Source organism: Bradyrhizobium sp. ERR14, assembly GCF_014198235.1.
Taxonomy (GTDB): Bacteria; Pseudomonadota; Alphaproteobacteria; order Rhizobiales; family Xanthobacteraceae; genus Bradyrhizobium.
Genome location: NZ_JACIHD010000013.1, coordinates 1 through 23,950, shown reverse-complemented (window position 1 = coordinate 23,950; position 23,950 = coordinate 1). Strand labels below are relative to the sequence as shown.

General features: G+C 61.1%; 26 protein-coding genes and 1 pseudogene. 15 read left to right on the top strand and 12 right to left on the bottom strand.

The features are described 5' to 3' along the window. Window positions 1-108 precede the first annotated feature (108 nt). The gene (greA, locus tag GGD62_RS28210; protein WP_018318257.1) at window positions 109-582 is read left to right on the top strand and encodes a transcription elongation factor GreA; all 474 of its coding nucleotides are present in this window, start codon (window positions 109-111) and stop codon (window positions 580-582) included. Window positions 583-987: 405 nt separating this feature from the next. On the opposite strand, the gene GGD62_RS28205 is transcribed toward greA, so the two are convergent. After that, on the bottom strand, window positions 988-1,467 hold the full coding sequence (locus GGD62_RS28205; protein WP_026201989.1) for an Lrp/AsnC family transcriptional regulator: 480 nt from the start codon (window positions 1,465-1,467) through the stop codon (window positions 988-990). Window positions 1,468-1,733: 266 nt separating this feature from the next. Here GGD62_RS28205 and trxB point away from each other — a divergent pair, with 266 nt between their 5' ends. From trxB to GGD62_RS28180, 5 genes are all read left to right on the top strand, one after another. Continuing rightward, a complete protein-coding gene (trxB, locus tag GGD62_RS28200; RefSeq protein WP_183711408.1) occupies window positions 1,734-2,699 on the top strand; it encodes a thioredoxin-disulfide reductase in 966 nt (321 codons plus the stop codon). Window positions 2,700-2,704: 5 nt separating this feature from the next. Further along, complete coding sequence (locus GGD62_RS28195) at window positions 2,705-3,628, top strand: LysR family transcriptional regulator (protein ID WP_026201990.1); 924 nt, start codon at window positions 2,705-2,707, stop codon at window positions 3,626-3,628. A 459-nt stretch (window positions 3,629-4,087) separates the two neighbouring features. Next, the gene (locus GGD62_RS28190; protein WP_183711406.1) at window positions 4,088-4,996 is read left to right on the top strand and encodes a 4-hydroxy-tetrahydrodipicolinate synthase; all 909 of its coding nucleotides are present in this window, start codon (window positions 4,088-4,090) and stop codon (window positions 4,994-4,996) included. Between the two features lie 312 nt (window positions 4,997-5,308). Next, on the top strand, window positions 5,309-5,455 hold the full coding sequence (locus GGD62_RS28185) for a hypothetical protein (RefSeq protein WP_018318262.1): 147 nt from the start codon (window positions 5,309-5,311) through the stop codon (window positions 5,453-5,455). A 132-nt stretch (window positions 5,456-5,587) separates the two neighbouring features. Further along, on the top strand, window positions 5,588-5,752 hold the full coding sequence (locus tag GGD62_RS28180) for a hypothetical protein (RefSeq protein ID WP_018318263.1): 165 nt from the start codon (window positions 5,588-5,590) through the stop codon (window positions 5,750-5,752). Between the two features lie 79 nt (window positions 5,753-5,831). Here GGD62_RS28180 and GGD62_RS28175 read toward each other — a convergent pair whose 3' ends face one another. Then, complete coding sequence (locus GGD62_RS28175; RefSeq protein WP_025032179.1) at window positions 5,832-6,509, bottom strand: ParA family protein; 678 nt, start codon at window positions 6,507-6,509, stop codon at window positions 5,832-5,834. A 360-nt stretch (window positions 6,510-6,869) separates the two neighbouring features. Continuing rightward, window positions 6,870-7,208, bottom strand: a complete 339-nt coding sequence (locus tag GGD62_RS28170) for a hypothetical protein (protein ID WP_183236861.1) — start codon at window positions 7,206-7,208, stop codon at window positions 6,870-6,872. Between the two features lie 458 nt (window positions 7,209-7,666). Here GGD62_RS28170 and GGD62_RS28165 point away from each other — a divergent pair, with 458 nt between their 5' ends. The 4 genes from GGD62_RS28165 (at window position 7,667) to GGD62_RS28150 (ending at window position 11,193) form a co-directional block, all read left to right on the top strand. Then, window positions 7,667-8,833, top strand: a complete 1,167-nt coding sequence (locus GGD62_RS28165; protein ID WP_183711404.1) for a CaiB/BaiF CoA-transferase family protein — start codon at window positions 7,667-7,669, stop codon at window positions 8,831-8,833. Window positions 8,834-8,835: 2 nt separating this feature from the next. After that, on the top strand, window positions 8,836-9,759 hold the full coding sequence (locus tag GGD62_RS28160) for a CoA ester lyase (protein WP_183711402.1): 924 nt from the start codon (window positions 8,836-8,838) through the stop codon (window positions 9,757-9,759). A 6-nt stretch (window positions 9,760-9,765) separates the two neighbouring features. Next, window positions 9,766-10,704 carry an AEC family transporter gene (locus GGD62_RS28155; protein ID WP_183711400.1) on the top strand — a complete coding sequence of 313 codons (939 nt, stop codon included), beginning with the start codon at window positions 9,766-9,768 and terminating at the stop codon, window positions 10,702-10,704. Between the two features lie 102 nt (window positions 10,705-10,806). Continuing rightward, a complete protein-coding gene (locus GGD62_RS28150) occupies window positions 10,807-11,193 on the top strand; it encodes a nuclear transport factor 2 family protein (protein WP_246800333.1) in 387 nt (128 codons plus the stop codon). A 33-nt stretch (window positions 11,194-11,226) separates the two neighbouring features. On the opposite strand, the gene GGD62_RS28145 is transcribed toward GGD62_RS28150, so the two are convergent. After that, a complete protein-coding gene (locus GGD62_RS28145) occupies window positions 11,227-11,724 on the bottom strand; it encodes a DinB family protein (RefSeq protein ID WP_183711396.1) in 498 nt (165 codons plus the stop codon). A gap of 216 nt (window positions 11,725-11,940) precedes the next feature. On the opposite strand from GGD62_RS28145, the gene GGD62_RS28140 reads away from it, so the two are divergent. Continuing rightward, window positions 11,941-12,306 (top strand): hypothetical protein, encoded by a 366-nt coding sequence (locus GGD62_RS28140; protein ID WP_183711393.1) that lies wholly within the window; start codon window positions 11,941-11,943, stop codon window positions 12,304-12,306. Window positions 12,307-12,548: 242 nt separating this feature from the next. On the opposite strand, the gene tenA is transcribed toward GGD62_RS28140, so the two are convergent. The 3 genes from tenA to GGD62_RS28125 all read right to left on the bottom strand — a co-directional run bounded on the left by tenA (window position 12,549) and on the right by GGD62_RS28125 (window position 15,779). Then, window positions 12,549-13,232 carry a thiaminase II gene (tenA, locus tag GGD62_RS28135; RefSeq protein WP_183711391.1) on the bottom strand — a complete coding sequence of 228 codons (684 nt, stop codon included), beginning with the start codon at window positions 13,230-13,232 and terminating at the stop codon, window positions 12,549-12,551. A gap of 215 nt (window positions 13,233-13,447) precedes the next feature. Further along, window positions 13,448-13,960, bottom strand: coding sequence for a DUF4145 domain-containing protein (locus GGD62_RS28130; protein WP_183711553.1), 513 nt, complete (start codon window positions 13,958-13,960; stop codon window positions 13,448-13,450). A gap of 628 nt (window positions 13,961-14,588) precedes the next feature. After that, window positions 14,589-15,779, bottom strand: a complete 1,191-nt coding sequence (locus tag GGD62_RS28125; RefSeq protein WP_183711389.1) for a hypothetical protein — start codon at window positions 15,777-15,779, stop codon at window positions 14,589-14,591. Between the two features lie 479 nt (window positions 15,780-16,258). Here GGD62_RS28125 and GGD62_RS41725 point away from each other — a divergent pair, with 479 nt between their 5' ends. Continuing rightward, entirely contained in the window at window positions 16,259-17,506 is a 1,248-nt protein-coding gene (locus GGD62_RS41725; RefSeq protein ID WP_183711387.1) for a site-specific integrase, read from the top strand. On the opposite strand, the gene GGD62_RS41065 is transcribed toward GGD62_RS41725, so the two are convergent. Together GGD62_RS41065 and GGD62_RS41060 are read right to left on the bottom strand one after the other, a co-directional pair. After that, window positions 17,492-17,764: an IS3 family transposase gene (locus GGD62_RS41065; RefSeq protein WP_183711386.1), complete on the bottom strand. Its 273-nt coding sequence runs from the start codon at window positions 17,762-17,764 to the stop codon at window positions 17,492-17,494. The genes GGD62_RS41725 and GGD62_RS41065 overlap by 15 nt on opposite strands. Window positions 17,765-17,881: 117 nt before the next feature. Beyond that, a complete protein-coding gene (locus tag GGD62_RS41060) occupies window positions 17,882-18,106 on the bottom strand; it encodes a hypothetical protein (protein ID WP_246800332.1) in 225 nt (74 codons plus the stop codon). Window positions 18,107-18,993: 887 nt separating this feature from the next. Between GGD62_RS41060 and GGD62_RS28105 the strand changes: the two genes are divergently transcribed. Then, window positions 18,994-19,284, top strand: a complete 291-nt coding sequence (locus tag GGD62_RS28105) for a DUF3892 domain-containing protein (RefSeq protein ID WP_183711385.1) — start codon at window positions 18,994-18,996, stop codon at window positions 19,282-19,284. Between the two features lie 396 nt (window positions 19,285-19,680). Here the strand turns inward: GGD62_RS28105 and GGD62_RS28100 are convergent, their stop codons facing one another. Next, entirely contained in the window at window positions 19,681-20,352 is a 672-nt protein-coding gene (locus GGD62_RS28100; RefSeq protein WP_183711384.1) for a hypothetical protein, read from the bottom strand. Window positions 20,353-20,648: 296 nt separating this feature from the next. Then, window positions 20,649-20,993, bottom strand: coding sequence for a hypothetical protein (locus GGD62_RS28095; RefSeq protein ID WP_183711575.1), 345 nt, complete (start codon window positions 20,991-20,993; stop codon window positions 20,649-20,651). Window positions 20,994-21,298: 305 nt separating this feature from the next. On the opposite strand from GGD62_RS28095, the gene GGD62_RS28090 reads away from it, so the two are divergent. Both GGD62_RS28090 and GGD62_RS40630 read left to right on the top strand, forming a co-directional pair. After that, window positions 21,299-21,511, top strand: coding sequence for a hypothetical protein (locus GGD62_RS28090; RefSeq protein WP_183711383.1), 213 nt, complete (start codon window positions 21,299-21,301; stop codon window positions 21,509-21,511). 368 nt (window positions 21,512-21,879) lie between these two features. Beyond that, a complete protein-coding gene (locus GGD62_RS40630) occupies window positions 21,880-22,266 on the top strand; it encodes a hypothetical protein (RefSeq protein ID WP_210317963.1) in 387 nt (128 codons plus the stop codon). Window positions 22,267-23,168: 902 nt separating this feature from the next. Here GGD62_RS40630 and GGD62_RS28085 read toward each other — a convergent pair. Continuing rightward, a pseudogene (locus GGD62_RS28085) lies at window positions 23,169-23,867 on the bottom strand (IS3 family transposase); the annotation flags it as partial. Window positions 23,868-23,950: the final 83 nt, after the last annotated feature.

Here is a 23,950-nt window from a genome sequence, read left to right as displayed (position 1 = left end):
GCCCACATAATGTTCCGGTGGCCGCGTGTTCAGCGCCGGGAATACCGACGAATCAAGGTTTCCGCGCCCGCTGTTGTGGGGGCGCGTAACCGAAGAACGAGAGAAGAGATGGAAAAGGTTCCGATGACAGCGAGCGGCTTTGCCGCGCTCGGGGAAGAATTGAAGAAGCGCCAGTCCGAGGACCGTCCGCGCATCATCGAGCACATCGCGGAGGCGCGCTCGCACGGAGACCTGTCGGAGAACGCGGAATATCATGCCGCGAAGGAAGAGCAGTCCCACAATGAAGGCCGCATCGCAGAGCTCGAGGACAAGCTCGCGCGCGCCGACATCATCGACATCTCGAAACTGTCCGGCGACACCATCAAGTTCGGCGCCACCGTGACCTTGGTCGACGAGGACACCGAGAAGAAAACGGTGTGGCAGATCGTCGGCGAGGTCGAGGCCGACGCCAAGAAGGGCCGCATCTCCATCACCTCGCCGCTCGCCCGCGCGCTGATCGGCAAGAAGAAGGGTTCGACCGTCGAGGTCAACGCACCCGGCGGCGCCAAGGCGTATGAAATTACCAAGGTGGAATGGCGGTAAGGATTTGCCGCTTCACCGAGACGTTTCAAAAGGCCGCGCGATGCGCGGCCTTTTTGTTTCGGGGTGTCTTTATTTCAGCGCATCGCTTGCGTGAGTGGAGAAACGCACTCTCTCCGCCCGTCATTGCGAGCGCAGCGAAGCAATCCAGGCTGCCGCCGCGGAAAGACTCTGGATTGCTTCGTCGCAAGAGCTCCTCCTCGCAATGACGGTGTTGATGCAGCGAACCTAATTCCATCACCGTCACCCTGAGGTGCTCGCCTCTTCGGCGAGCCTCGAAGGGCGACGGCCCAACTGTTGCCGCGCGCTGCTGCATCTTGGCCGCGCATCCTTCGGGCTCCCCATCGGGCGCGTTGCGCCCGATGCCTCGCGCCTCAGGATGACGGGATTGGCAGGACTCTAGAGCGGCTACCTCCGCCCCTTCACGTCCAGCGGCACGGCCGCCTCATACTTCGAATTATGCAGCACCAATGACGTTCGCACGTTCCGCACGTGGGGCGCGGCGGTCAGATGGGTGACGAAATCCTGGAAGGTCGCCATGTCGGGGGCGACGCATTTGAGGATGAAATCGACCTCGCCCGACAACATCCAGCATTCCCGCACCAGGGGCTCGGCGCGGACGAACTCCTCGAAGGCGCGCAAATCCGCCTCGGCCTGACTGGACAGGTGCACGGCGGCGAAGACGGTGACGTCGAAGCCGAGCTTGCGGGCATCGAGCAGGCCACGATAGCCGTGGATGTAGCCCTCCTCCTCCAGCGCCCGGACGCGGCGCAGGCAGGGCGGCGGCGAGATGCCGACCCGCTTGGCCAGCTCAACATTCGTGATTCGACCGTCGGCCTGAATCTCGGAGAGAATTTTCAGGTCGATGTCGTCTAGGTTCCGCGACACTTGATTGGAACTCCTGGCCTTTACGGCTTGATTGGTGGGTTTGCCGCAATCCTCATAGCCCAGTCCGCACGACTAGCGCAATTTTATTGCGCGTGCACCGCAATCGACTTTTGTTCCTTGTTGGAAAAATCCGCCGAGAGGGAATGCAATTCTTGCATAGCTCACCAGAACGCTTAGATTAGCTCTGATATTTCAGCGCCTCCGCGACGCCTCCCGGCATGTTCCGCGCCCGCGCTGCAAATCCCCCGTGAAAGGCGTCCATCGAAATGTCCGCTCCTGTTCATGCAAAGGTCGTCATTATCGGCTCCGGCCCCGCCGGTTACACGGCGGCGATCTACGCCGCGCGCGCGATGCTCGAGCCGATCCTGATCCAAGGCATCCAGCCGGGCGGCCAGCTCACCATCACCACCGACGTCGAGAACTATCCCGGCTTCGCCGATGTGATCCAGGGCCCCTGGCTGATGGAGCAGATGGAGAAGCAGGCGGTCCATGTCGGCACCAAGATCGTCACGGACCTGGTCATCAAGCTGGAAATTTCGCATCGGCCGTTCCGCCTCACCTGCGACTCGGGCGATGTCTATCTCGCTGACTCTGTGATCCTCGCCACCGGCGCGCAGGCGCGCTGGCTCGGGTTGCCGTCCGAAGTAAAGTTCCAGGGCGGCGGCGTATCGGCCTGCGCCACCTGCGACGGCTTCTTCTACCGCAACAAGGAGGTCGTGGTGGTCGGCGGCGGCAATACCGCGGTCGAGGAGGCCCTGTACCTCACCAACCATGCCTCGCAGGTCACCATCGTGCATCGCCGCGACCATTTCCGCGCCGAGCGCATCCTGCAGGAGCGCCTGTTCAAGCACCCGAAGATCAAGGTGATCTGGGACAGCGCCGTTGACGAGATCTGCGGCACCGAGAACCCCAACAAGGTCACCCATGTCCGCCTCAAGAACGTCAAGACCGGCGCGCTGACGGACGTGAAGACCGACGGCATCTTCATCGCCATCGGCCACGCACCGGCGACCGAGCTCGTCAAAGACCAGATCAAGCTCAAACCGTCGGGCTATGTCGAGGTCGCCCCGAACTCGACCGCGACATCGGTGCCCGGCCTGTTCGCCGCCGGCGACGTCGCCGACGAGACCTATCGCCAGGCCGTCACGGCCGCCGGCCTCGGCTGCATGGCAGCTCTCGAAGCCGAACGTTTCTTGGCCCTGCGCGCCAGCGAGCGCGCGGCAGCGGAATAAAGATCATGCCCCGAACACGCGACGGATTTACGGATATGGACTGGGACAAGCTGAAGGTGTTTCACGCGGCGGCGGAAGCGGGCAGCTTCACGCATGCGGGCGAGCAGCTCGGCCTGTCGCAATCGGCGGTGTCGCGCCAGGTCTCGGCGCTGGAGCAGGAGCTTTCAGTCTCGCTGTTCCACCGCCATGCCCGCGGCCTGATCCTCACCGAGCAGGGCGATTTGCTGTTCCGCACCGCGCATGACGTGTTCATGCAGCTCCAGGCGGCGCGCGCCAAGCTGACCGACAGCCGCGAGCGGCCGAGCGGCGACCTCAAGATCACCACCACGCCCGGCGTCGGTATCAACTGGCTGATTCCGCGGCTCGGCGAGTTCACCGCGCTCTATCCGGAGATCCGGATCTCCCTGATCGTCACCGACGAGGAGCTCGACCTGTCGATGCGCGAGGCCGACGTCGCGATCCGCACCCGCAAGCCGACGCAGCCGGATCTCATCCAGCGCAAGCTGTTCGCGATGGGCTTCCACGCCTATTGCTCGCCGGAATACATCAAGCGCTTCGGCACGCCGCGCACGCTGGAGGAGCTCGACTCCCACCGCATCATCACGCTCTCGGACGGCAACTTCGCGCCGCATCTGCAGAACCGCAACTGGCTGGTCGAAGCCGGCCGCAACGGCTCCGGTCCGCGCGAAGCCTATTTCAGGGTCAACAACATCCTCGGTCTCGTGCGCGCCTGTCAGCAGGGCCTCGGCATCGCGGCGCTGCCCGACTACCTCGTCGAGGAACAGAGCAAACTCGTGCAGCTGTTCGGCGAGTCGGATTCGATCCAGCTCGATACGTATTTTGTCTATCCCGAAGAGTTGAAGACGGTCGCGCGCGTGCAGGTGTTCCGCGACTTCGTGGTGAGCAAGGCGCAGCGCTGGCCGTCCTGATTTCCGCATGACTGACATGCGGCCTCGGCTGTTGCTGCATGGCGCTCGTCAAGCTCATACTGTTTGCACGCTGAGCCTTCGCGTTGCGCATTTGTCCCCCTCCTCCAGTGGCGCGGGAGTTCAGTAATCCCTCTTGGAAGGTGATTGTGTCGGCCTCACGTGGCCAATACCTTAAGCCGGGCTCGTTCGAGCCCGGCTTTTTTTCGGTCAAATCGGCCTTCGCCCTCCGCGTGTATTGACAGTTCCAGGCATACCCCGCATCATTTGCAGATGATCACGAAGTCGTGCGCAATCTCGTCGAAGGCGATCGCCTCGAAAAAAGGCCCCCATCCGGGGACCTCGGAGTTTTGCGCGCGCTAGACCGGCTTCGTCATCGCTGCAATCCCGAAAACCCCGCCGCCTGGACGGGGTTTTTTCATGTGCCCTCCGTCTCAGGTTTCCCGAGAAGGAGATGGAAACATGACCGGACTTGACGATCATTTGCACGGGCTGTGGCTGCCGCTGGTGACGCCGTTTCAGGGCGGCGCGCTCGACGAGCGATCGCTGCGGCGGCTGACGCGACATTACAGCGCGCAAGGCATCGACGGCTTCATCCTGGGGGCGACCTCGGGTGAAGGCATGACGCTGCGCGAGGCCGAGCTCGAACGTCTCGTCGCCATCGTGCGCGACGAGATGGCGGCGGGCCGGCGCACCCTGCCGATCTGCCTCGGACTGTCGGGCGCGGACACCGCGCGGCTGAAGGACCGTCTCGACGAGACCGCGGACTGGCCGATCGACGGTTATCTGATCGCAAGCCCTTATTATGTGCGGCCCTCGCAGCGCGGCCTCTTGGCGCATTTCGAGACGCTCGCCGATCACGCCGCATGGCCGATTGCGCTCTACAACATTCCCTATCGCACCTCGGTGAACATCACCAACCAGACCATGCTGCGGCTCGCCGAGCATCCCAACATCATCGGCTTGAAGGATTGCGGCGCGAGCCGCGAGCAATCGATCGCGCTCTTGCGCGACCGGCCGAAGGAGTTTCGCGTGCTCACCGGCGAGGACGCGAACTTTTTCGAGGCGCTCAGCGACGGCGCCGACGGCGGCATCGTGCTGTCCGCCCATGTCGAGACCGCGACGTTCGCGGCGGTGTATGCGGAAGCGAAGCGCGGCAACCATGACGCGGCGCAGGCGCGCTGGCACGAGGTGGCCGATCTGACGCGGCTGCTGTTCACCGAGCCGAGCCCGGCGCCGGCGAAGTACTGGCTGTGGCGATGCGGCCAGATCGACAGCCCCGAAGTGCGCCTGCCGATGGTGGAAGTGAGCAGCGAGCTGGCCGCCGCGATCGATCGCGAGATCGAGCGACGGACGAAGGTGGCGGCGTAGTTTCTCGTTCACCCTCCCCTGGAGGGGGAGGGTCGATCGCGCGAAGCGCGAGCGGGTGGGGTGATCTCTCCACTCGGGCACTGTCGGATGGGCGAGACCGTCACCCCACCCCGTCTCGCATTTCGCTGCGCTCATGTGAGCCGACCCACGGGCGAGCTTCGCTCGTCCCGGACCCCTCCAGGGGAGGGTAAGAGCCGCCACTTGGTTAACCGCGCCCCAACGGCCTTCGCTGTTGCCGCATGGCGCATCCACGCCTCGTTTACCCATCCGTCCCTATCGTTGCTCTCCAGGAACTTCCAGAGGGGAATGACCATGGGACATCGCACCCGGCCTACGGCCGCGCAGCAATTCGCGCCGGCCGATCTTTTGCAGGGAATTCTCGTCGTATCGTCGTTCGGGTTCTGGGCCGTGATGCTCGGCCTGATGCCGGCGCTGCTGTTTCGCGTCTGGCTCGCCTGAGGCGGCACGTCGCGCGGATGGTTAAGCGGCCGTCACAAATGCGCTCAAAATGCGCAGCGGTTTGCAAGCCGGAATCTTAAAACATCCCGCGTATCGTTCACGCCCATAAGCGAAGAAATCGCGGGGGCGTTTATGAATAGTCATAATGAGATGGCGTCGCATTTCGGCGCCGGACAGGAGAAGCTGTCCACCGAGCAGAGCTTTACCACCGAGGACATTCTCTGGGCCGCCGGCATCTGGTCGGTGATCCTGACGATGTCGCCGGTCATCGTGTTCTACATGCTGATGGTGGCGTAGCCTCCTTCAGCAGATCCCGAAAACGCAAAACGCGCGGACGTTCCCGCGCGTTTTTCGTCCGGGGAAATGAATAATGAAATTAAGCAGCCTGCTTGTGCATTGCGCCGGACGCCGACGCCGTGCCGCGAATGGCCTTAACTGAACGCTCGATCGCCGCCCACAGCCTTGCGATTTCCTGGGCCGCACGGCTCTCGGCCTGGTATTCCCGCGCGCCCTCGCCGTGGCTCAGCGCCATCAAGAGATCCGAACGGTTGGTGATCTGGCCGCCCCACACCGGAGCCCGGAATTTCGCAAGCGCTTCGCGGGCGATGGTGACGATCGGGCTTTCGGCTTCGTCGCGCTTGGCCGGCGCACCGTTGAGCACGACCGCGTAGGGCTTGCGCGCGGCGCGGCACATCTGGATGGTTTCCTGCACCGCGTTGACGTCGAACACGCCGGGACGCGCCGGAATGACCACCATCGTCGCGTTCTTGATCGCGTCGTCGACGACGGCCGAGAGGTTCGGCGGCGTGTCGATCAACACCCATTCATAACCGTCGCGCTTGGCAGCGGAGACGATGCCGCTGACGGAATTCACCGCCGCCTTGATCGGCGGCTCGTTGGTGCCACGCAGCTTGTGCCACAGCGTGAGCGAGCCCTGCGGGTCCGCGTCCACGAGCATGACCTGCTTGCTCGCCTTGATCTGCGCGGCGAGATGCGCGGCTAGGGTACTCTTGCCCGAGCCGCCTTTACGCGATGCAAAAACAATAACGTTCATACCTTCGGCCTCCAGATTGACCCCAGGCCGCGAAAATGAATCACCGCGCTGATTCGTGAAAGAAAAATTTATCGGGGGTTGCGTTACCGCCACGAAATAACAAGGCGTGTTGGCTTTTGAGTCACACTGCGTCGCACGACAAGAGACCAACTGCAGCGAAACGCCGCCCGCGCGAGCATCTGTGCGTTCTTTGAGCAGCCGAACGGGACCAAGCGGAATGCAACCTTCCCGCGCAAACCCTTATCCGACTCTTTTCCTTCGCACATTCGTAATTGCCGCAGGCATCAGCGCGGCCTGCGCGAACAAAAGGAGTCCGTTACATTACGAAGTTTCGGATGAGGAACGCGGGCTATCCCGCGCTCAGCCGTCGCTGGTCTTTTTCTTCTTGGGTTTGCCGCTCTTCTTCGCGGTTTTGGGCGCGATGCTGGTCGGCTTGCCGGCGCGGGCCTCACCCGGCTCGGGTCCGGGACGGAAGAACACCCGGCATTGCGGCGAGAGCTGCGCCTTCTTCTTGATCATGCAGGCCGTGATGGCGTCGACGTTCGGCACGAACTCGCCGCACAGCCGCATCGCATCCGGCGTGCAGGCCTGCTGCTCCTCCGGGGTGTAGGCGAAGCCGGTACCGGGCTGGATCAGAACGGCCAGGGCCATCCCGAGGGTTGCAGCAGCCAAGGATGTCTTGAAGCGAAACGCCGGCATCGATCCCCCCACATGTCGAGTCGGAGGGAATAGTGGGTGAACGGCGGTTCGTTGGCAACGAGGGCAGATGCGAAAGGTCGGACCTGTGCGGTCTCGGCAACAGGCGGGCGGCGGCCATCTCCACCGCTGTCGTCACCCGCGAAGGCGGGTGACCCAGTATTCCAGAGACGCCCGACGTTCCCCGAGAAGCCGCGGCGTACTGGATCCCCCGCTTTCGCGGGGGATGACAGGTGTGGCCGAGGAAAGGGTCTCGCCCTCAAACACAAAACTGCGAAAACAACCCCATGCACAGTAGCCAAGCCACGGTAATCGCAGCGCATTTCGTCTTAGGATTTGACGAAATCAGGTTTGACTTGTCGGGCAAAACAGGGGCATCATGTCCCATCCAAAAAGATGCGCGTGGGGTGATCGGCCTGTCTCCTGCGCTGGTCGAAAAGCGCACGAGAGGAAGCGATCTCATGGAAGCGAATGAAGCGGAGCTGCCGCTGTCCGGCGTCACGGTGGTCTCGCTCGAGCAGGCGATCGCGGCGCCGCTGGCGAGCCGGCACCTGGCGGACTGGGGCGCGCGGGTGATCAAGATCGAGCGGCCGGGCACCGGCGATTTCTGCCGGGACTACGACCACGTGATGAACGGCATGTCGAGCCAGTTCGTCTGGACCAATCGCTCCAAGGAAAGCCTTGCCATCGACATCAAGAGCGAGGACGGCCGCAAGGTGCTCGACGCCCTGCTGCCGCAGGCCGATGTGTTCATCCAGAATCTTGCGCCCGGCGCGGCCGAGCGGCTCGGCCTCGACGCCGCATCGCTTCTGCGCAGACATCCGCGCATCATCGCCTGCGATGTCTCAGGCTATGGCACTGGCGGCCCCTATAGCGACAAGAAGGCCTATGATCTCCTGGTCCAGTGCGAGGCCGGTGTTCTCGCCATCAACGGCACCGAGGCGGAGCCGGCCAAGGTCGGGCTGTCGGTGGTCGATATCGCCACCGGCATGTACATCCTCAACGGCGTGCTGATGGCGCTGTACCGTCGCGAGCGGACCGGCAAGGGCACCGCCTTCCAGGCCTCGCTGTTCGACTCCATCACCGACTGGATGAGCTATCCCGCCTTCTACACGCACAGCACGGGACGGCCGTTGCCGCGGACCGGCGCCAGGCATGCGACGATCGCGCCGTACGGGCCGTTCCGGGTCGGCGACGGCAACACGATCTTCTTCGGCATCCAGAACGATCGGGAATGGCGGTCGCTGTGCGGCATCGTCCTCGGCGATGCCGGCTTCGCCGACGACCTGCGCTTCCGCACCAATCCGCTGCGGATGCAGAACCGCGACGAGCTGCAAGGACATATCGAGCAGCGCTTTGCATCCATGACCAGCGAGGAGGTGCTGCGACTGCTGGATGAGGCCTCGATCGCCAACGCGCATCTGAACTCGGTCGAGGCTTTCCTGGAGCACGAGCAGCTCCGCGCGCGGTCCCGGGTGCACAACGTCGGCTCGCCGTGCGGACCGGTGATGAGCTTCCTGCCTGCGCTGACCATTCCAGGCGTCAAGCCGCGGATGGATCCGGTGCCGGATGTGGGACAGCACAACCAGGCCATCCTCAGCGAACTCGGACTGGCGAAGGACATTTGACGATGGCGCAACAACGGCCAACGCGGGCCTACCTCGCCGTCCCCGCGCATCGCTCCCGTCTTGTCGCCAAGGCGGCAGCATCAGTTGCGGATGCGGTGTTCATGGATCTCGAGGACGCGGTGCCGCCATCCGAGAAAAGCCTCGCACTGGAGGAAGCCGTCAGGTCCCTCGCCTCGCTCGACTGGGGCCACAAGCGCGTCACTATCAGGATCAACGCCGTCGACAGTCCTTTCATCGCGCAGGAAATCCGCGCGCTGGCTACCCTTCCCCGGCTGGATGCGGTGATCGTGCCGAAGGCGGAGCGCGCCAGCGATATCGCCGGGATTGCCGAGCAGTTGCGGGCAGCTAACCCCGATCGCCCCGCGCCGGTCGCGCTGGAATTGCTGATCGAGACCGCGCTCGGCCTCGTCAATGTCGACACGCTCGCCGCATGTCACGACAGCATCGCCGCGCTGCATCTGGGCGTCGGCGATTTCGCGGCGTCGATCGGCGCCCGCTCCTCCGACATCGGCGTGTCGCCGGATGGCTATCGTCACGTGGGATCGGCGCAAAGCGGCTATTCCTCGGCCCCGCTCGACCTCTTCGCCTATCCGATGATGCGCGTCCTCGTGGCCGCCCGCGCGTTCGGCCTTCACGCCATCGACGGCCCCTGCGGCGCATTCCGCGATGCCAGGCTGACCGAAGCCAGCGCGCAAAAGGCCGCCGCGATGGGGTTCGACGGCAAGCAGGTCATCCATCCCGACCAGATCGAGCTAACGCTGCGCGCGTTCATGCCGTCCGAGCAGGAGCTGGCCCAGGCGCGGCGGATCGTCGACGCCATGGAGCAGGCGGAGGCGAACGGACAGGGCGCGGTGACGCTGGACGGCAAGATGATCGACTATGCCAATGTGCGGATGGCGCGCAGGATCATCGAGCTGGGGTCATAGCGGCGCATGGCCACATTGCTGATCGTCGCGCCGGTGTTTGCGCTGATCGCGGCCGGCTATGCCGCGGTGCTGTTTCGCTTCGTCTCGGGGAGCGCGCACAAGGGCATCTCCGAGTTCGCCTTCAGCATCGCGATCCCGGCGCTGCTGTTCCGCACCATCGTCGTGTCCGAATTCCCCGACGTCAGCCCCTACCGGATGTGGGGCGCCTATTACGGCGCGCTGGCCGTCATCTGGATCGCGGCGCTGGCGATCTCGGCGCTGCTGCGCGCGCGGCGCGAAGACCGCGAGGACGGCGTCGTGTTCGCGATCGGCTCGGTCTACGGCAACATCGTGATGCTCGGCATTCCCCTGACGCTCTCGGCGCTGGGCAACGAGGCGGCAGGGCCGATGGCGCTGATCCTGTCGGTGAACACGCCGCTGCTCTGGCTGTGCGGCATCCTGCAGATGGAGCTGGTCAACCGCAAGCGGACCGGCTCGGCGCTGTCGGTGATCTGGCCCGTGCTCACAGATCTCGCCCGCAACCCGCTGATGCTCGCGATCGGCTTCGGCGTGGTCTGGCGCTTCACCGGCCTCGGCCTCACCCCCGTCGTCGACCGCACCATCGAGCTGCTGGCACAGGCGGGGTCGCCGACCGCCCTGATCGCGCTCGGCATCAACCTGTTTCGCTTCGAGGTGAAGGGCGAGAAGCTGAGTATCTTGGTGATGTGCGCGCTGAAACTGGCGGCGATGCCGGCGGCAGCGTTCGTGCTGGCAAAACTGCTCGACCTGCCGCCAATCGCGGCCGGCGTCGTCGTGCTGTTCGCGGCGATGCCGACCGGCGCGAATGCGTACATCTTCGCGGTGCAGTATCAGCGGCTGGTGAACCCGGTCTCGGGCGCGGTCGCGCTGGGCACGCTGCTGGCGGCGGCGACGTTGCCGGTGGTGGTTTGGGTGGTGGCGCGCTGAGCACGCGCAACACGATTCCGAAGATTTTGCCTTTACACGCGAAGGTCGCTAGGCTGCCATGATACGTGCTGCAGGGAGGGTGACATGGCACAGCGCGAAGAGATGCTCGCATTGATCAGGACCGCCTACGCCGCGCGCGGTGAGGGCGACGTCGAAGGCCTGGTGACGGCTTTTCATCCCGAGGGCGCGTTCATCTTGATGGGTGACAAGGGCGCGCTCGAACTGACGGGACGTATGGAGGGGCACCCGACCCTGCGCGGGGCTTTCACTCAGTTCACTGCCGCCTTCGGCTTCGAAAGCCGCGAGATCCTGACTGAGCTGGTGGACGGGGATCGCGTCGCAGTCCATTCGCGGGTTGTCGTTCGATACAATCCGAGCGGAAAGACTTTCAGCACCGAGATCCTCGACCTGTTCAGATTTCAGGACGGCAAGATCGCCGAGCTGATCGAGTTTGCGGACACGGCGCAGATCAAGGCGATGATCGCGTGACATGCGATGAGATGGATTGGAGCGTCGCACGAGCTACGCCAGAAGATGAAAGTCAGTCGGCTCGGGTTCTGCCCCCGCTGCCGTCAACATCGCGTGGACCTGACCTCGATGGTGCGTCTGGTGATTGAAGAGTTGAGTAGCCACGAGCGTCTTTGGCTTCTCGATCCGAGTTGAACCGTCCCCCGGATACCAAACAAGCATCCCGTTCAGGTCCGCATCGACCAATCGCGCTGACCACGCTTCGATTTCCGCGTTCCGTTGCAAGCGGAGCGCCTTGAAGGCCTCCCAATCTGTGGGATCCGTGAGGGAGGGCTGGATGGTTTCCTCTGGACGCTCGTTCCCCTTTAATCGCTCCAGTATCAGGGCATCAGCCCAATAAAGATGGTTCAATGTAGCTGCGATCGACCGGAAGAACGCACCTCGATCCTTCCAGCGATCCTCGTTGGTAAGCCCGTCGGCGGCCGTTACCAAAGAGGCGTTCTGCCAAGTGTTGTAGCGGGCCATAAGTCGGCAGTATTCGGCTGAGATCATTTTCTCAGGCTCCTAAGGTTGTCGATGTTGGCTGATTTCGGGCTGTTGCCCCGGACGTGAAGCAGCTAGAAATACGGTGACAGCGCACAAAATTGGCCTTCGCCAGAGGTCTAATCGCACGCCCTGCGGAATCTGGTTTGGTGCACTGTCACCGTAATGCCGTGCAATGATTCGACGGCGGAGCTTGGCTCACTTGCTACTTTATGGTGTTCGAACATGAATCATCCTTCAAAGCTAAGCGCCGCCTTCTCGGGAGCGTTACGTAGCTTCAGCTATTGGATTGCTGCTGGCTCCGTCGGGCATCCTCTTCTCGAAGGGATCGAATATCGCCAGGTAATGTTAGCAGAGCCGAGCTTGATGGAGCAGGCCTATGCGATCTTTGCGAACGTCATCGAGTTTGATCAGCAGGGTATGCCCGTTAACGCGAAGTATGCGGAGCACCGTGCCGCCCAATGGATCCGGAGCTATTGCGACCGCGGGTTCCAAGTGAGTCCGCCATTTGAGTCCTGGGAGCTCGAACTCAATGGACCACCACCGAGCGAAGAGCCGAAGCCTTGGTCGACGGCGGGCGCACGGAAGTGAGGCAAATTGCACCCGTCTGAATTAGACGACCGCGGCCCTCGCGCCGGATAGGCATGCAGGCTCGACGTCCCGCTTTCCCGGGTTCTCGTTCGATACAATCCAAGCGGAAAGATTTTCAGCACCGAGATCCTCGACCTGTTCAGATTTCAGGACGGCAAGATCGCCGAGCTGATCGAGTTTGCGCAGATCAAGGCGATGATTGCGTGAGGCGGGATGCAGCTCCGTAGGAGTTTCGCGCAATGTTACCGTAATTCGGCAACACGCTGGCCCTCGCGCCAGGCCATCTCCCAGAAGTCTGCCTCGAGCCGGGTGGCTTCCTTGAAGATCGCAGTCAGCTCGGCCTCGCGGGCCGGCGTGGCGTAGAGATCGGCGAGATGGTCCAAATGCGCCCGCGCTTTGGCAGCGACCTCCTGGTACGGCACGCCGGCGTACTCCGCGATCCAGACGCGATAGGCGTTGGTCGCGGCGTCCGCATGGGGTCGCGAGGCGAGCCGCGTTGCGATCTCGGCGTACCCGATCACACAGGGAGCAAGCGCCACCTTGAGTGCCAGCAGATCGCCGCGCATTCCCGCGTCGAGCACGTAGCGTGTATAGGCCAGCATCTCGGCCGCCGGGGGAACCTGTTCAAGATCAGCCGGAGATAGACCCCAATCGGCACAGAGCTTCACATGCAGGTTCATCTCGACATCGAGGATGGCCGAAAGGCCGGCCGCCGCCTCACGCATGTCGGCAAGCTTGGGCGACTTGTAGACCGCGAGCGCGTAGGCGCGAGCAAACTCGATGAGGAACAGGTAATCCTGAACGAGATAGTGACGAAACGCAGCTTCAGGGAGCGAGCCGTCCGCCAATTCGTTCGTAAAGGGATGTTCGATGTAGGCCCGCCACTCAACGGATGCTTCTGTCTTCAGACGCTCGAAGAAACTCACGATCTTTTTTGCCTGGCTTGCTTGTCCATGAACGTCTTGGGTGCGCTAACGATATCGCATTGCGAACCGGGGAGCTATGGTGATGGGGCACAAAATTGGCTTTCGCCAGTACTCCGATGGCACGCATGCGCGGGATCAGGAGTTTAGTGCACTGTCACCGTAATCCCAATTTGCATCAATCCGCGGCATCGCCTCCTCGTCAACGGCGTCAAATGTCATAAAGTTTGAGGCCCGTCTTTAGCGGGTGGCTTCTTTGCCAGCGCCTTCTCTGCGGCAATAGCCCCAATCTTCTTCAGGCGCTGCTCTCGCCTGTGCCGGGCTTCGTACCATTCTTCGAAAAGCATTTCCGTCAACTCGATCAAGCGCTGAGCCTCATGGGGATCAACGTCAATGATTGTGTTAATGTCCTTCTCCATGTGCGCACCAATGTTCCCGATCCCTCGCACGTGGTCGATAGCATCAACGCTGTCGTGTTGAACGCCTCGTGGGGCGTTTCCAGCGTCAACGCGCTTTCGAAGCTCCTCGATTTCATCGATCAACCTGCCCTTCTTGATGCCACAAAAATCTCGGATCATTCCTTGAAGGCACCGCCGAATTATTGTTGCGGATGCTTTAGGGCTGAGGTCTCGGATTGCACAGGCCTCGGCGTAATCTGCGCGGAGGGGTTCTGGGACGCAAGTAGGCTGAGGTTTTGCCGTAGAAGCCGGCAGCAAATTCCACTTTTTCACAACCTTGCGCGTGTTCTTCCGTCCGCCTCCGACGAGTGAATTTATGGCCACTACTGAGCTCAGCGCGGTGATAAGGGTGAGTTGCTTACATTGCTCGTTCGCACAAACCACTGCTGTAACTCTGATGCGCGGTGAAGCTAACTGAGAAGCCTGAACCTTCAACTCACTGTCCGCATCGTGAATGCGCTCGTAAGATACGACCTGCGCATGGCGACAGTACGGACAAGTCCAGTTCGAACCAACTTCCACGGTAAGTGCCTCCTGTATCGGCGGGAGAGCGAGCTTCTCGCCGGACTGGTGTTACTGCTCCTGTTTCTTCGCTACGGCTATTACACCTGCCCACCGCGCAACGGGGCGGCGTCGTCGATGGTACCAACCCCTCTGCACGTCTGGCAAACGCCGTTGTCAGAGGCATTCTTGTTGGGACTGCTACATACCGGGCAGGTAGCCCACTCTTTCTTGCCCTCATGAAAGATTTCCATCCGCCCGTCACATGCTACGCACAAGCATTTTCCTTTGTACACCGGGCACAGAATAATCGTCATGACTGCGTCCCGTGGGCGGGTCCCACCATCATCAAGTCTTGGGTATTTGTGGAGGCGAATGGCACCCTCAGCATCGAGCGTGCCTACGTGAGCGCCGCACGGAGTGTCGGAAAGAAAGTGGATATTGGGGTCTCGACCGCCTCAGGGGCTTCGAGTGCTCGCCTTATGTGCGAGGATATGTCCGTTTGATATGTGCCAATGCGCGGCGCGAACGAGTAAATATCCGACGTGTCGATAATGACGGTCCTCATCTGGTTGACATCGAATGGTATCGTGTCGGCCTTCCGAACAATCTGTACGATGGGCAGCCGCATCATATGACGGATCGCCAGCTCATAGAACACATTGGGATTGTGGTAAGACATATCAACAATTACGAGCCGGGCCTTGACCAGAAATTCCATGATCTGCTTGGTGATCATTCCTGGCTTGTCTATCTGATCGGCACGCACCAGTGACAAACCGAACGATGCTACGGCCGGTTCGATGAGCGTGCCCATGAAGAGGTCGGAATGCTGACGATACTCGCTGTCAGCGGCGCCGATAGGACTGATGTAAAAGCACGTCGCTTCGAATTTGGCGTGATCTGCGGTGATGACAGCACCGGCCGGTGGGGTTGTGGGCAGTAGAACGGATGACGGAAGCGCCCCCAAGGTCGCCTGTCCCGCAGGTTGCTGAACGGCATCCACCGCAGCGTCTTTAGAAACGAGCCGTTCAGCACCCGACAGCATCGCTAACAGGCCGACATATCGCGCATTGAGGATGAATGTTTCGACGGCCTCAGGAGCGGCGTCTCTGCTTTCGCCCAGCTCCACGGCTGTATCGATCAAAGCCGTCTTCGCTGGCAAAGCCCTACCGACAAATCGCTCATGGAGCTTTGCGAAAATCTCGATGTCCTCTATCGAGAGCTTGATCTTTGCACGTAGCTGGTCTCGTGCAGGTATCTGCGGGTCAACGGTACGCACACCATCTTGCGTCAACTCGAGCGTTTCGCTCGCATAATTGCCCTTGATGAGCCCGTACTTGTTCGCGTTTGTTACCAGCATGCGGCTCGCGCCACTGTCTGGCGACTTGCTGATATGGTCGAACAGCGACAGCCTGCGGACGGCCTCACCGCTCCCGAACTCGAACATACTCTTCACAAAATCGATGCTGTCTTCGAAGGGCGCGGCCGGGAAGCTGCGCACTGTACGCTTGCGTCGCGCGACCTCCTTTTCAACCTTCTCGTTTGCGGCTGCGATGGTCTCCGAAGTAGCCCTTCCCTTGCGCGCCATTCCCTGCCCTCTTTTTGCGAGTTCCCAGATAACACTCGCATAGATAGCGATGCAACCGGAGCATCCCGTTAGACCGGTGGAGAGCTGAGGCGATGCGGCGGCGCCAGAGGTCCTCTTGCCACGAAGAAGACGCTGTCCGCTTAGGGTCTACCGAGGTGAGACGGTAACCTGAGCACTATGACGAGACCTTCGTCACTACGGGCCGCGCGCGTGAATTGCGCAGGACGCAAATGCGCTAAGCCGCCGGTAAGTTACTGAAGATGTCGGGAGATCTGGAATCGCTGGTACAGTTGGGTGGGCTCGAACCACCGACCTCCTGTTCCACAGACAGAGAATATCTACCGCCGCGATTATGACCAAATTGGCTAATCTACGAATTAGGCTTTATTTTTCAGTTCATTTTCGCCGCCACCGTTCGCTGAATTTCGCCCTAGTTTGTGTTACAGTGGTAGCTACATGGTAGCTACATCGAGGTTGCAGTGGCATCGGCAAACATCACCATCCGGGCCGTGCAGGCCCTAGCCCCCGGCAGTGTCATTTGGGATGCGGGTCATCGCGAGGCCGTGCGAGGCTTTGGCATTCGACGCCAGCGCGATCAAGCTACCTACGTCCTCAAGTACCGGGTGTTTGGCCGCCAGCGGTTCGTCACAATCGGTCCTCACGGCTCACCGTGGACTCCCGAGAAGGCGAGGAAGGAGGCCAAGCGACTGCTAGGCCTAGTGGCCGATGGCAACGACCCAGCCGACGCCAAGGCCCAAGCAGCGCTTCAAGCCGCCGACACCCTTCGCAAGATCGCCGATGCATACCTCAAGTCGGCGAAGCCCAAGCAGCGGGCCCGGACCTACTCTGAGATCGAACGCTACCTCCTCGCCGTATGGAAGCCCCTGCATTCGGTTTCGGTCTTCAAGATCACCCGTCGCCAAGTCTCGGACCGCCTCACCAAGATCGCCGAGACGCACGGGGCGGTGAGCGCAGCCCGAGCAAGAGCCGCCCTATCGGCCATGTTCAATTGGGCGATCCGTGAGGGGCTGGACCTTCCCTCCAATCCAGTGCTCGGCACGAACCGCCCGGCTGCGCCAGCCTCTCGTGACCGGGTTTTATCGGATGCGGAGTTAGCCGCGATCTGGCTGGCATGCCACGACGACGACTATGGCCGCATCGTCCGGTTGCTGATCCTCACTGGCCAGCGTCGCGACGAGGTGGGCGGCATGCGATGGCCGGAGGTTGCCGAGGCCACTTGGACCATCCCCGGGGACAGGGTCAAAAACCATCGCGAGCATATCCTCCCGCTCGCCCCTGCGGCCCTGGCCCTGATCGAAGCCCAACCGCGGCGCAGTGATCGGGACTTCCTCTTTGGTGATGGGCCCCGACGCAAAGGCGATAACAGGCAGCGCGGCTTCTCCGGCTGGTCGAAGTCGAAGGCTGCACTTGATGCCCGAATTCTTGAGGCCTTGGGCAAGGCCCTGCCCGCTTGGACTCTGCACGACATTCGCCGATCCGCTGCCACGAGGATGGCGGATCGGCTTGGGGTGTTACCGCACATTGTAGAAGCCGTCCTGAACCATGTTAGCGGACACCGCGCGGGCGTCGCAGGCGTATACAATCGGGCTCGCTACGCCGAGGAGATGTGCAACGCATTGGAGCGCTGGAGCGAACACGTGGCCGCTATTGTCGGCGATGCGAGTTGCAATCTGATCTTCCCCCCGACGGGCTTAAGCGGCTTTTAGCTCCATCTCTATCGGGGCGATATATCCGATCGCGGGACGCAGCCGAGTTCGATTGTAGAAGCCGTCGATGAAGGCGAAGATATCGCGTTGGGCCTCGGCGTAGGTCTTGTAGTCGCGATGGTGAAAGAGCTTGGTCTTCAGTGGATGGAAGAAGCTCTTCATCGGGGCATTGTCATAGCAATCGGCCTTGCGGCTCATTGATGCCGTGATGCCGGCGCCCGTGAGAGCGTGGCGATAGGCGTGTGAGGCATACTGCACGCCGCGAGCGGAGTGGTGGACTCAATCCAGCCTGCGGCCGTGGCTGCCGGATAGCCATCATCAGCGCCGCGGATGCGAGTTCGACCTGCATATGATCCCAGCCGACGGTCTTTCGGCTTAAGAGATCCATGACAGCCGCCAGATACGGCCCCCCTCGGCAGTCGGAATGTAGGTGATATCGGCAAGCCAGACCCGGTTCGGAGCTTCCGCCATGAAGTCGCGCGCGATCAGGTTCGGTGCGATCGGCAGGTCGAGACGGGGGTCGGTGGTGCGCACACGGCGGCGGCGCCATGATGGCGCAGATACCGTGCCGCCGCTCGATCCGGCCGCGGCTGGTGCCATGGCCCTGTGTTCGCAGGACGGCATGGATGCGGGGGCTGCCGTAGCGTCCGCTGCTGTCTTGATGGACTTGCCGATCGCGGCCAGGAGCGTGGCATTGGATTTTGTTCGCTCACTCGGCGGGCCATCACGCCAAGCGTAATAGCCAGCCGGCGAGACCTCAAGCACGGTCACCCTTCAGCCGCACCGGATACTCGCCCCAGTTACTTCGGCTATCTCAGCGGCGAACTCTTTCTTTCGATGCCCCCTACCATCAGGCCTCTTGCTTTCAATCGGTACAATTTGTTTCGATTGAAGTTTCTCGGACTGCACTTGCTCCCTGCGCCTCCTCAGCTGGAGACAAGTCCGCGCGCTGGAGGTTCTCGTCGATCTCCGTCAGTTCAGCGCGGAGCGGGTCAACGCTGGCGAAAGTCTCACAGGCACGCCCCCCGACTCGGTTGGCACTCACTTCTCCCACTCTAGAAGCTCACGTATGCGCGCAGCGATCTTCCCTGCCTCTTCCGTCCGAAGGTTGGGAGTCAAGTTGTCGAGTATGCCTAGCACCGCGCGCGCCTCCCTGGCATTAATCGTCGCGACTTGGCGATCTGCCCGGCTCAACAACGGATCGGCCGCCCGGGCCTGATTGGCTGCAAGCACCGCGAGCGCTTGCGACCGCAGTGAGGTGATGTGCCGCTCGAATGTGTGCATCCGTTGGCCTGTAGCTAGCGGTAGGGTACGCTTCGCAAGCGATGGTGGCCACCTCTGCTCCTGAGAGGGGTCACATTCTCCAGGCGCCATCAGATAATGGCGCAGACAAGTGACCGGGGCACCTACCTGAATTGGCGGCCAGTCGAATTGACTGCCCCGGTCTAAGCTAGTGCCTCAGGCTTGCAGATTTGGGAGAGACTCACATGGCCAAACGCGTACGCATTCGTTACGCCAACAAGACGGACAGAAAGAATCCTCACGAAAGAATAACACATGTCGGCGGAGTAAACCCCGATGGGAAGCCGTGGAAGCGATCCATCGACCAGGTTGTCAAAGATATCGAGAGCGCCGAATGGGAGTTCTACGTTGAAGAAAACGGCCGCAGGGTTGGTGTGGTTGGGGCCACGCACAACGGGCACAAGTACATCAAGACGACGGTCGACGACATTCAACCAGACAATGTTCTCCCGCTCCTAGCTGGGTGCCCCGTATGATCCCCGTCTCGGTGACGGTAAGCAGTGCGGGCGAGACTCGGCGCTGTTCGGTTGCGTTGGATCAGACGCTGTCGCTACCCCGCCCGCACTGCCATTTCGAAGTTAGCGGCACGTGACTCGGCGCTGACCGTTCTGGTGCCATTGCGCTGTCCCTGCCACGGCACGCTAACCACAACGGGTCTGTATTCGCCTTAGCTTTCCGAAACCTGACAAGACGGGCGGTTATGGATCGCCGTCACGCTGCGGGCTTACTCAGAAGCACACGCAATATGTTTTGTGAACAAACCACGGGTCGGTCAGACCACTGTTGCTAACCGCTGCTTTTGAGCCGATGACCGGCATCGGCTGGAGGCAAAGCCCCAGAGGCCGGCTATGCCAACGACTATTTGTGAACAGCTAAAAGAAGTGGAGCGAGATATCACGCTCTACAATGCATTCGACGACGCTGAGAAGGCTCGCTTCACACTTGAGTGTCTCCTTTGGACCGCAGAAGAACGCATCGAATGGCAGGAGACGCAGCGTTCGATTGCGGAGTACCTCAGGGAACTCCACGACAAACGCATGTCCTTGCTTAACCAGCTTGAAGAATGACTTAGTGCTTCGCCGCCGTATGCATACGATAGATGTGACGTGGACTACAATGCAGCCGCCGCCCAAAAAAAACTGATCAATCTGTTCAGATGACCAACCGTAAGCCGTACCTATCGCTATTGTCATCGGGTGCGAACGTTCGAAAACAGTTGCACCGGATATCAGCATCTTCGCCGCAAATTGCTGATCCGTGGGCATGGAATCAATGATGGCAAGTAGCGGCGGCGGAATTACTGCCGCATTGGACGCTAAGGCCCGATCTTGCGTGATGATGCCTTGCACCGCGAGTTGTTGAAAAAACTGCCGATCGGAAATGGACTGCTGCGCGGACGCGGGCGGCGCGACGTATGGATCAGGCGTGTCGCCCTCTGCAATCCACGCTTCGAATGCTTGGCGATCCACGTTCGCGGGATCATTCGGGATGCAAGCGCTGTCAAGGGTGCGGATAACAACATCTGTGTCAGTGAGGCGATACATTTAATACATCCTCGCGTTGAACGTGAAAGTGACTTGCGAGCGAAAGCGTTCCGGATGCGGTGACAACACTCGCTAGCCAACGAAATCCACGAGTGCCGGCATTGCTAACCGTGCACGTGGAGTCGGATCCAGCGGCAAAGTCTGCGGCCTTAGACCAGCTCGGTCTCGACGTCACAAACCACCGCGTCACCGCCATCGAGCGAGGGCGGGATGTCTTCCAGCGCGGCAAGGGGGCAAGGCCGTCCCGCTCTGCCCCTTCAAATGCGTGGCCGCCGTGGCGCGGTGCATAAGGTAGTTCATTGAGTGCTCCGCTGTTGTGGGTGCGCGCGATTGCTAGCCTCTAGGACTAAAAGGCCGTCTCGAATTTTCTCGAGTTGATCGGCCGTCTTCGCGAGCGCGGCAGCGCTCTTGGCAAGGCTGCCTGACTGAAGCTTGGCCAGTTCGTCGCGGCCCTCACGCGCAGCAGCAAGAGCCTGATTTGTTGCGTTCAGCGCAGCGGCACATTGATCGCTGACACTCATGACGGCGAGCCCTTGCGCAGCGCTGCGACACGACGAGCCCAAGCCGATCATCTCGCGCAACAGATCGGCATCAGGGGTCTTCTCCACGAGCGTGCGCAGGTTCATCATGTCATCGATCATCGGTGGTTCCTCGGTTGCGTTGGCGTGTCGCAACCCGATCCTACCGGAGAACTGCCGGTGACCACCGCAAAGCCGCGCCCGCTACGACGCTATTTGGGTGCGCGCTTCCGGGCGGCTTTGCTCTACCGAGCTACACCACCATGAGGGACATGACCCCGATTCACATGTGTTGTTGCCGGAACTCAGGGCCCGGGGCTGGTTGATACTTCACTTCAACGTTTCACCCGGTTCATTGACCGTACGGGGCCGCCGGGGGCACCTGCGGCCTTCGTGTTCTTCAAATTTCATTCTAGGGGTCGAGCCGCATGCCCAATGAACATTCCCTAATCGTCCACGCAGCCGGAAGACAATTGGATCTGCTGCGCGGAGAAGCTTCACGCATCGCAAAAGGAAAACAGATCAACTGGTGTACCGATCGGGCCGAAGTCGGCACACGCTTCTGTTTTGAAGATGCGAAGGCGAAAGAGGTATTCGCGCTCACCTGCGGTAACTTTGGCATTCGGTGCCGAGACGGCTAGCCAAAGAGAGAGCCGCCGACCTTGCGACCGGCGGGAGTTTGACTGAGATTATTGGCGATCGGCGGGCACCGACCGCTGATGCTGCCTTAGCACGTCGGCCCGCCAGCGTGAACCGGCGGGCCATGGAGTTTCTATCGACGGGGATTGTTGGTCGGGCTGCCTGGAGCAACATGAAAGTCGATCTGAAGCCCGCGCCACTCGCGCCGGGTTTCTTTGTTTCTGGGCCAACCACCCTTGCGCTCGCCCGCCGGTTGCGGGAATTTGGCCCGAATCAGAACTGCAAACTACATCGACGGAGGGGGGATGAACGAGCCAGCCGCACCGCTCAGTGAAGCCGATGAATATGCGCTTGCTGTTGCAAGATCGCCATGGCTGGGAATGAGCTTCACGAGCATTTTGCGTCTCTGTTCGGAATGCTCTTTGGAAAATCCGACAGACCGTTAGCGCAAGCAGCTTGGCATTCACTTGTAAACGACCGCGCGCCGCGGGAAATGCTGAGATCGGTTGCCCATCTCAAGCTTGGCGAGACATCTACCGCATACCAGGAATTGAATAGGATCCTCGAGCAAACAAACCAGCAAGTCGCCGGCCAGAAAAATTTAGACATTCACATGCCTGTGTTTATTTTTCATAACCCAGACGATTCACTAGAGGTGCTACCCTTCCCATTCGCCGGAAATCGGACGGCCGCTGGCTTCTGGGGCAAGGACTTACTAAAAAACTTGCAGAGTATGAAGTGCGGATCGTCAAATTGAACCTCGAGTGGTTGACTTTAGAGTACAACTTCAATCCGGACGCATCGGTCCGGAAGTGTGGGCCGGGATCGTGCAAAGCACTAAGCCGTGACCTCAAGACCTAGTCTCCTTGATCGGCCGAAGGCCAAGAGGAAGTGATGTCTGATTGGCTTTGCAGTGAATGTGGGAAACCGATGGATGACGAGGGCAAGCAGCGGCAGCCTTGTCCCGACTGCGGCTCAACGCGTCGCACCGCGAATGACTCCATCACGGATGGCGCTAAGCGTGCGCGAATATATGTTGACCAAGACAGCGCATCGCGATGGCGGAAAAAAAGTCGCTCCTAGCAACCGGCCTGGCCGAAGCGATGGCCAGCAGAACTCAGAAGAGCATTTGCGCTTCACCTTGTGAAGAAAATGGGATGATCAGATGCGCAAGTGTTTTCAAACATGTGGGTGGTTGCTCGCGGACTGGCGCAGGCAACGGAAGCGTTCGCAAAAACCGGTTGGCTGCGTCCGCGTCTAAGAATTCCACGCCGGCCCTGGTTAGCGCCTTCTGGATGGCCTGCACAGTGCTCAGCCGTGAAGCTCTGCACGCCTCTCAGAGAGGCTCGTCCAATTGAGCTTCACCCCAAAAAGGTTGCGATGTCCATTCGTTACGCGCGATTTGGTGCTGGCGCCCTACCGCAAGGGAGGAACACCGTGACGAAGCTCAAGCTGGGTCCGACACGGCGAGTGGGAGGTGCGCGATGTCCAGTTTCCAGCCAGACTGTCTGACCATCTGAGCGACGCATGCGGAACCGAACTAGAAGCGATGATTCCCGGCAGGAGCTATCGGTCAATCAGCAGGTTTACCGGCGCGCATGGCCTTCAAACGAGATTCACGATGGTGAAGCCGACCACAAGTGACCTTGCCCCCAAGTTTTATCCATTCCTGAGTTCGCCCCGGTCGTTGGATTTGCCCATTTGGGCGGCGGTAGCGACGGGAGCTGGCGCGGAGCCCTCAGCATAGCGCAGCGCCAGATCCCGGCGCGGGTGATAGGTCATGGCGAACTCGGACGGGGTTTTCCATCCGAGCTGCGAGTGTGGGCGTGTGTCGTTGTAATCGGCCCGCCAGCATCCGAGAGCCATGCGAACCTGGGCCAGAGACGTGAACAACGTCTCGTTCAGGAGTTCGTCCCTCAAGCGCCCATTGAAGCTCTCGATGAAGGCGTTCTGCATAGGTTTGCCCGGCGCGATGTAGTGCCATTCGACGCCGCTGTGATCCGCCCATGTCAGAATCGCGTTGCTGGTGAGTTCGCTGCCGTTGTCGCTGACCACCATCTTCGGCTTGCCGCGCTCGATCGTCAGCCGGTCCAGTTCCCGCGCCACGCGGATGCCGGAGAGCGAGGTGTCGGCCACCAGGGCCAGGCACTCGCGGGTACAATCATCGATGACGGTCAGGATGCGGAAGCGGCGGCCGCAGGTCAGCTGATCCGACACAAAGTCGAGCGACCACCTGTCGTTCGGCGTTATCGGAACCAGCATCGGCGCCCTGGTCCCGATCGCTCGCTTGCGGCCGCCACGGCGGCGTACCGTCAGCTTCTCTTCCCGATAGAGCCGGAAGAGTCTCTTGTCGTCTAATCGCTGTCAACTGCCCTGGGTACCGGACCTTGTCGTCTTCGAGGTCGGAAGAATGTGCCGCCTCATCATGGCCCTCGCCAGTG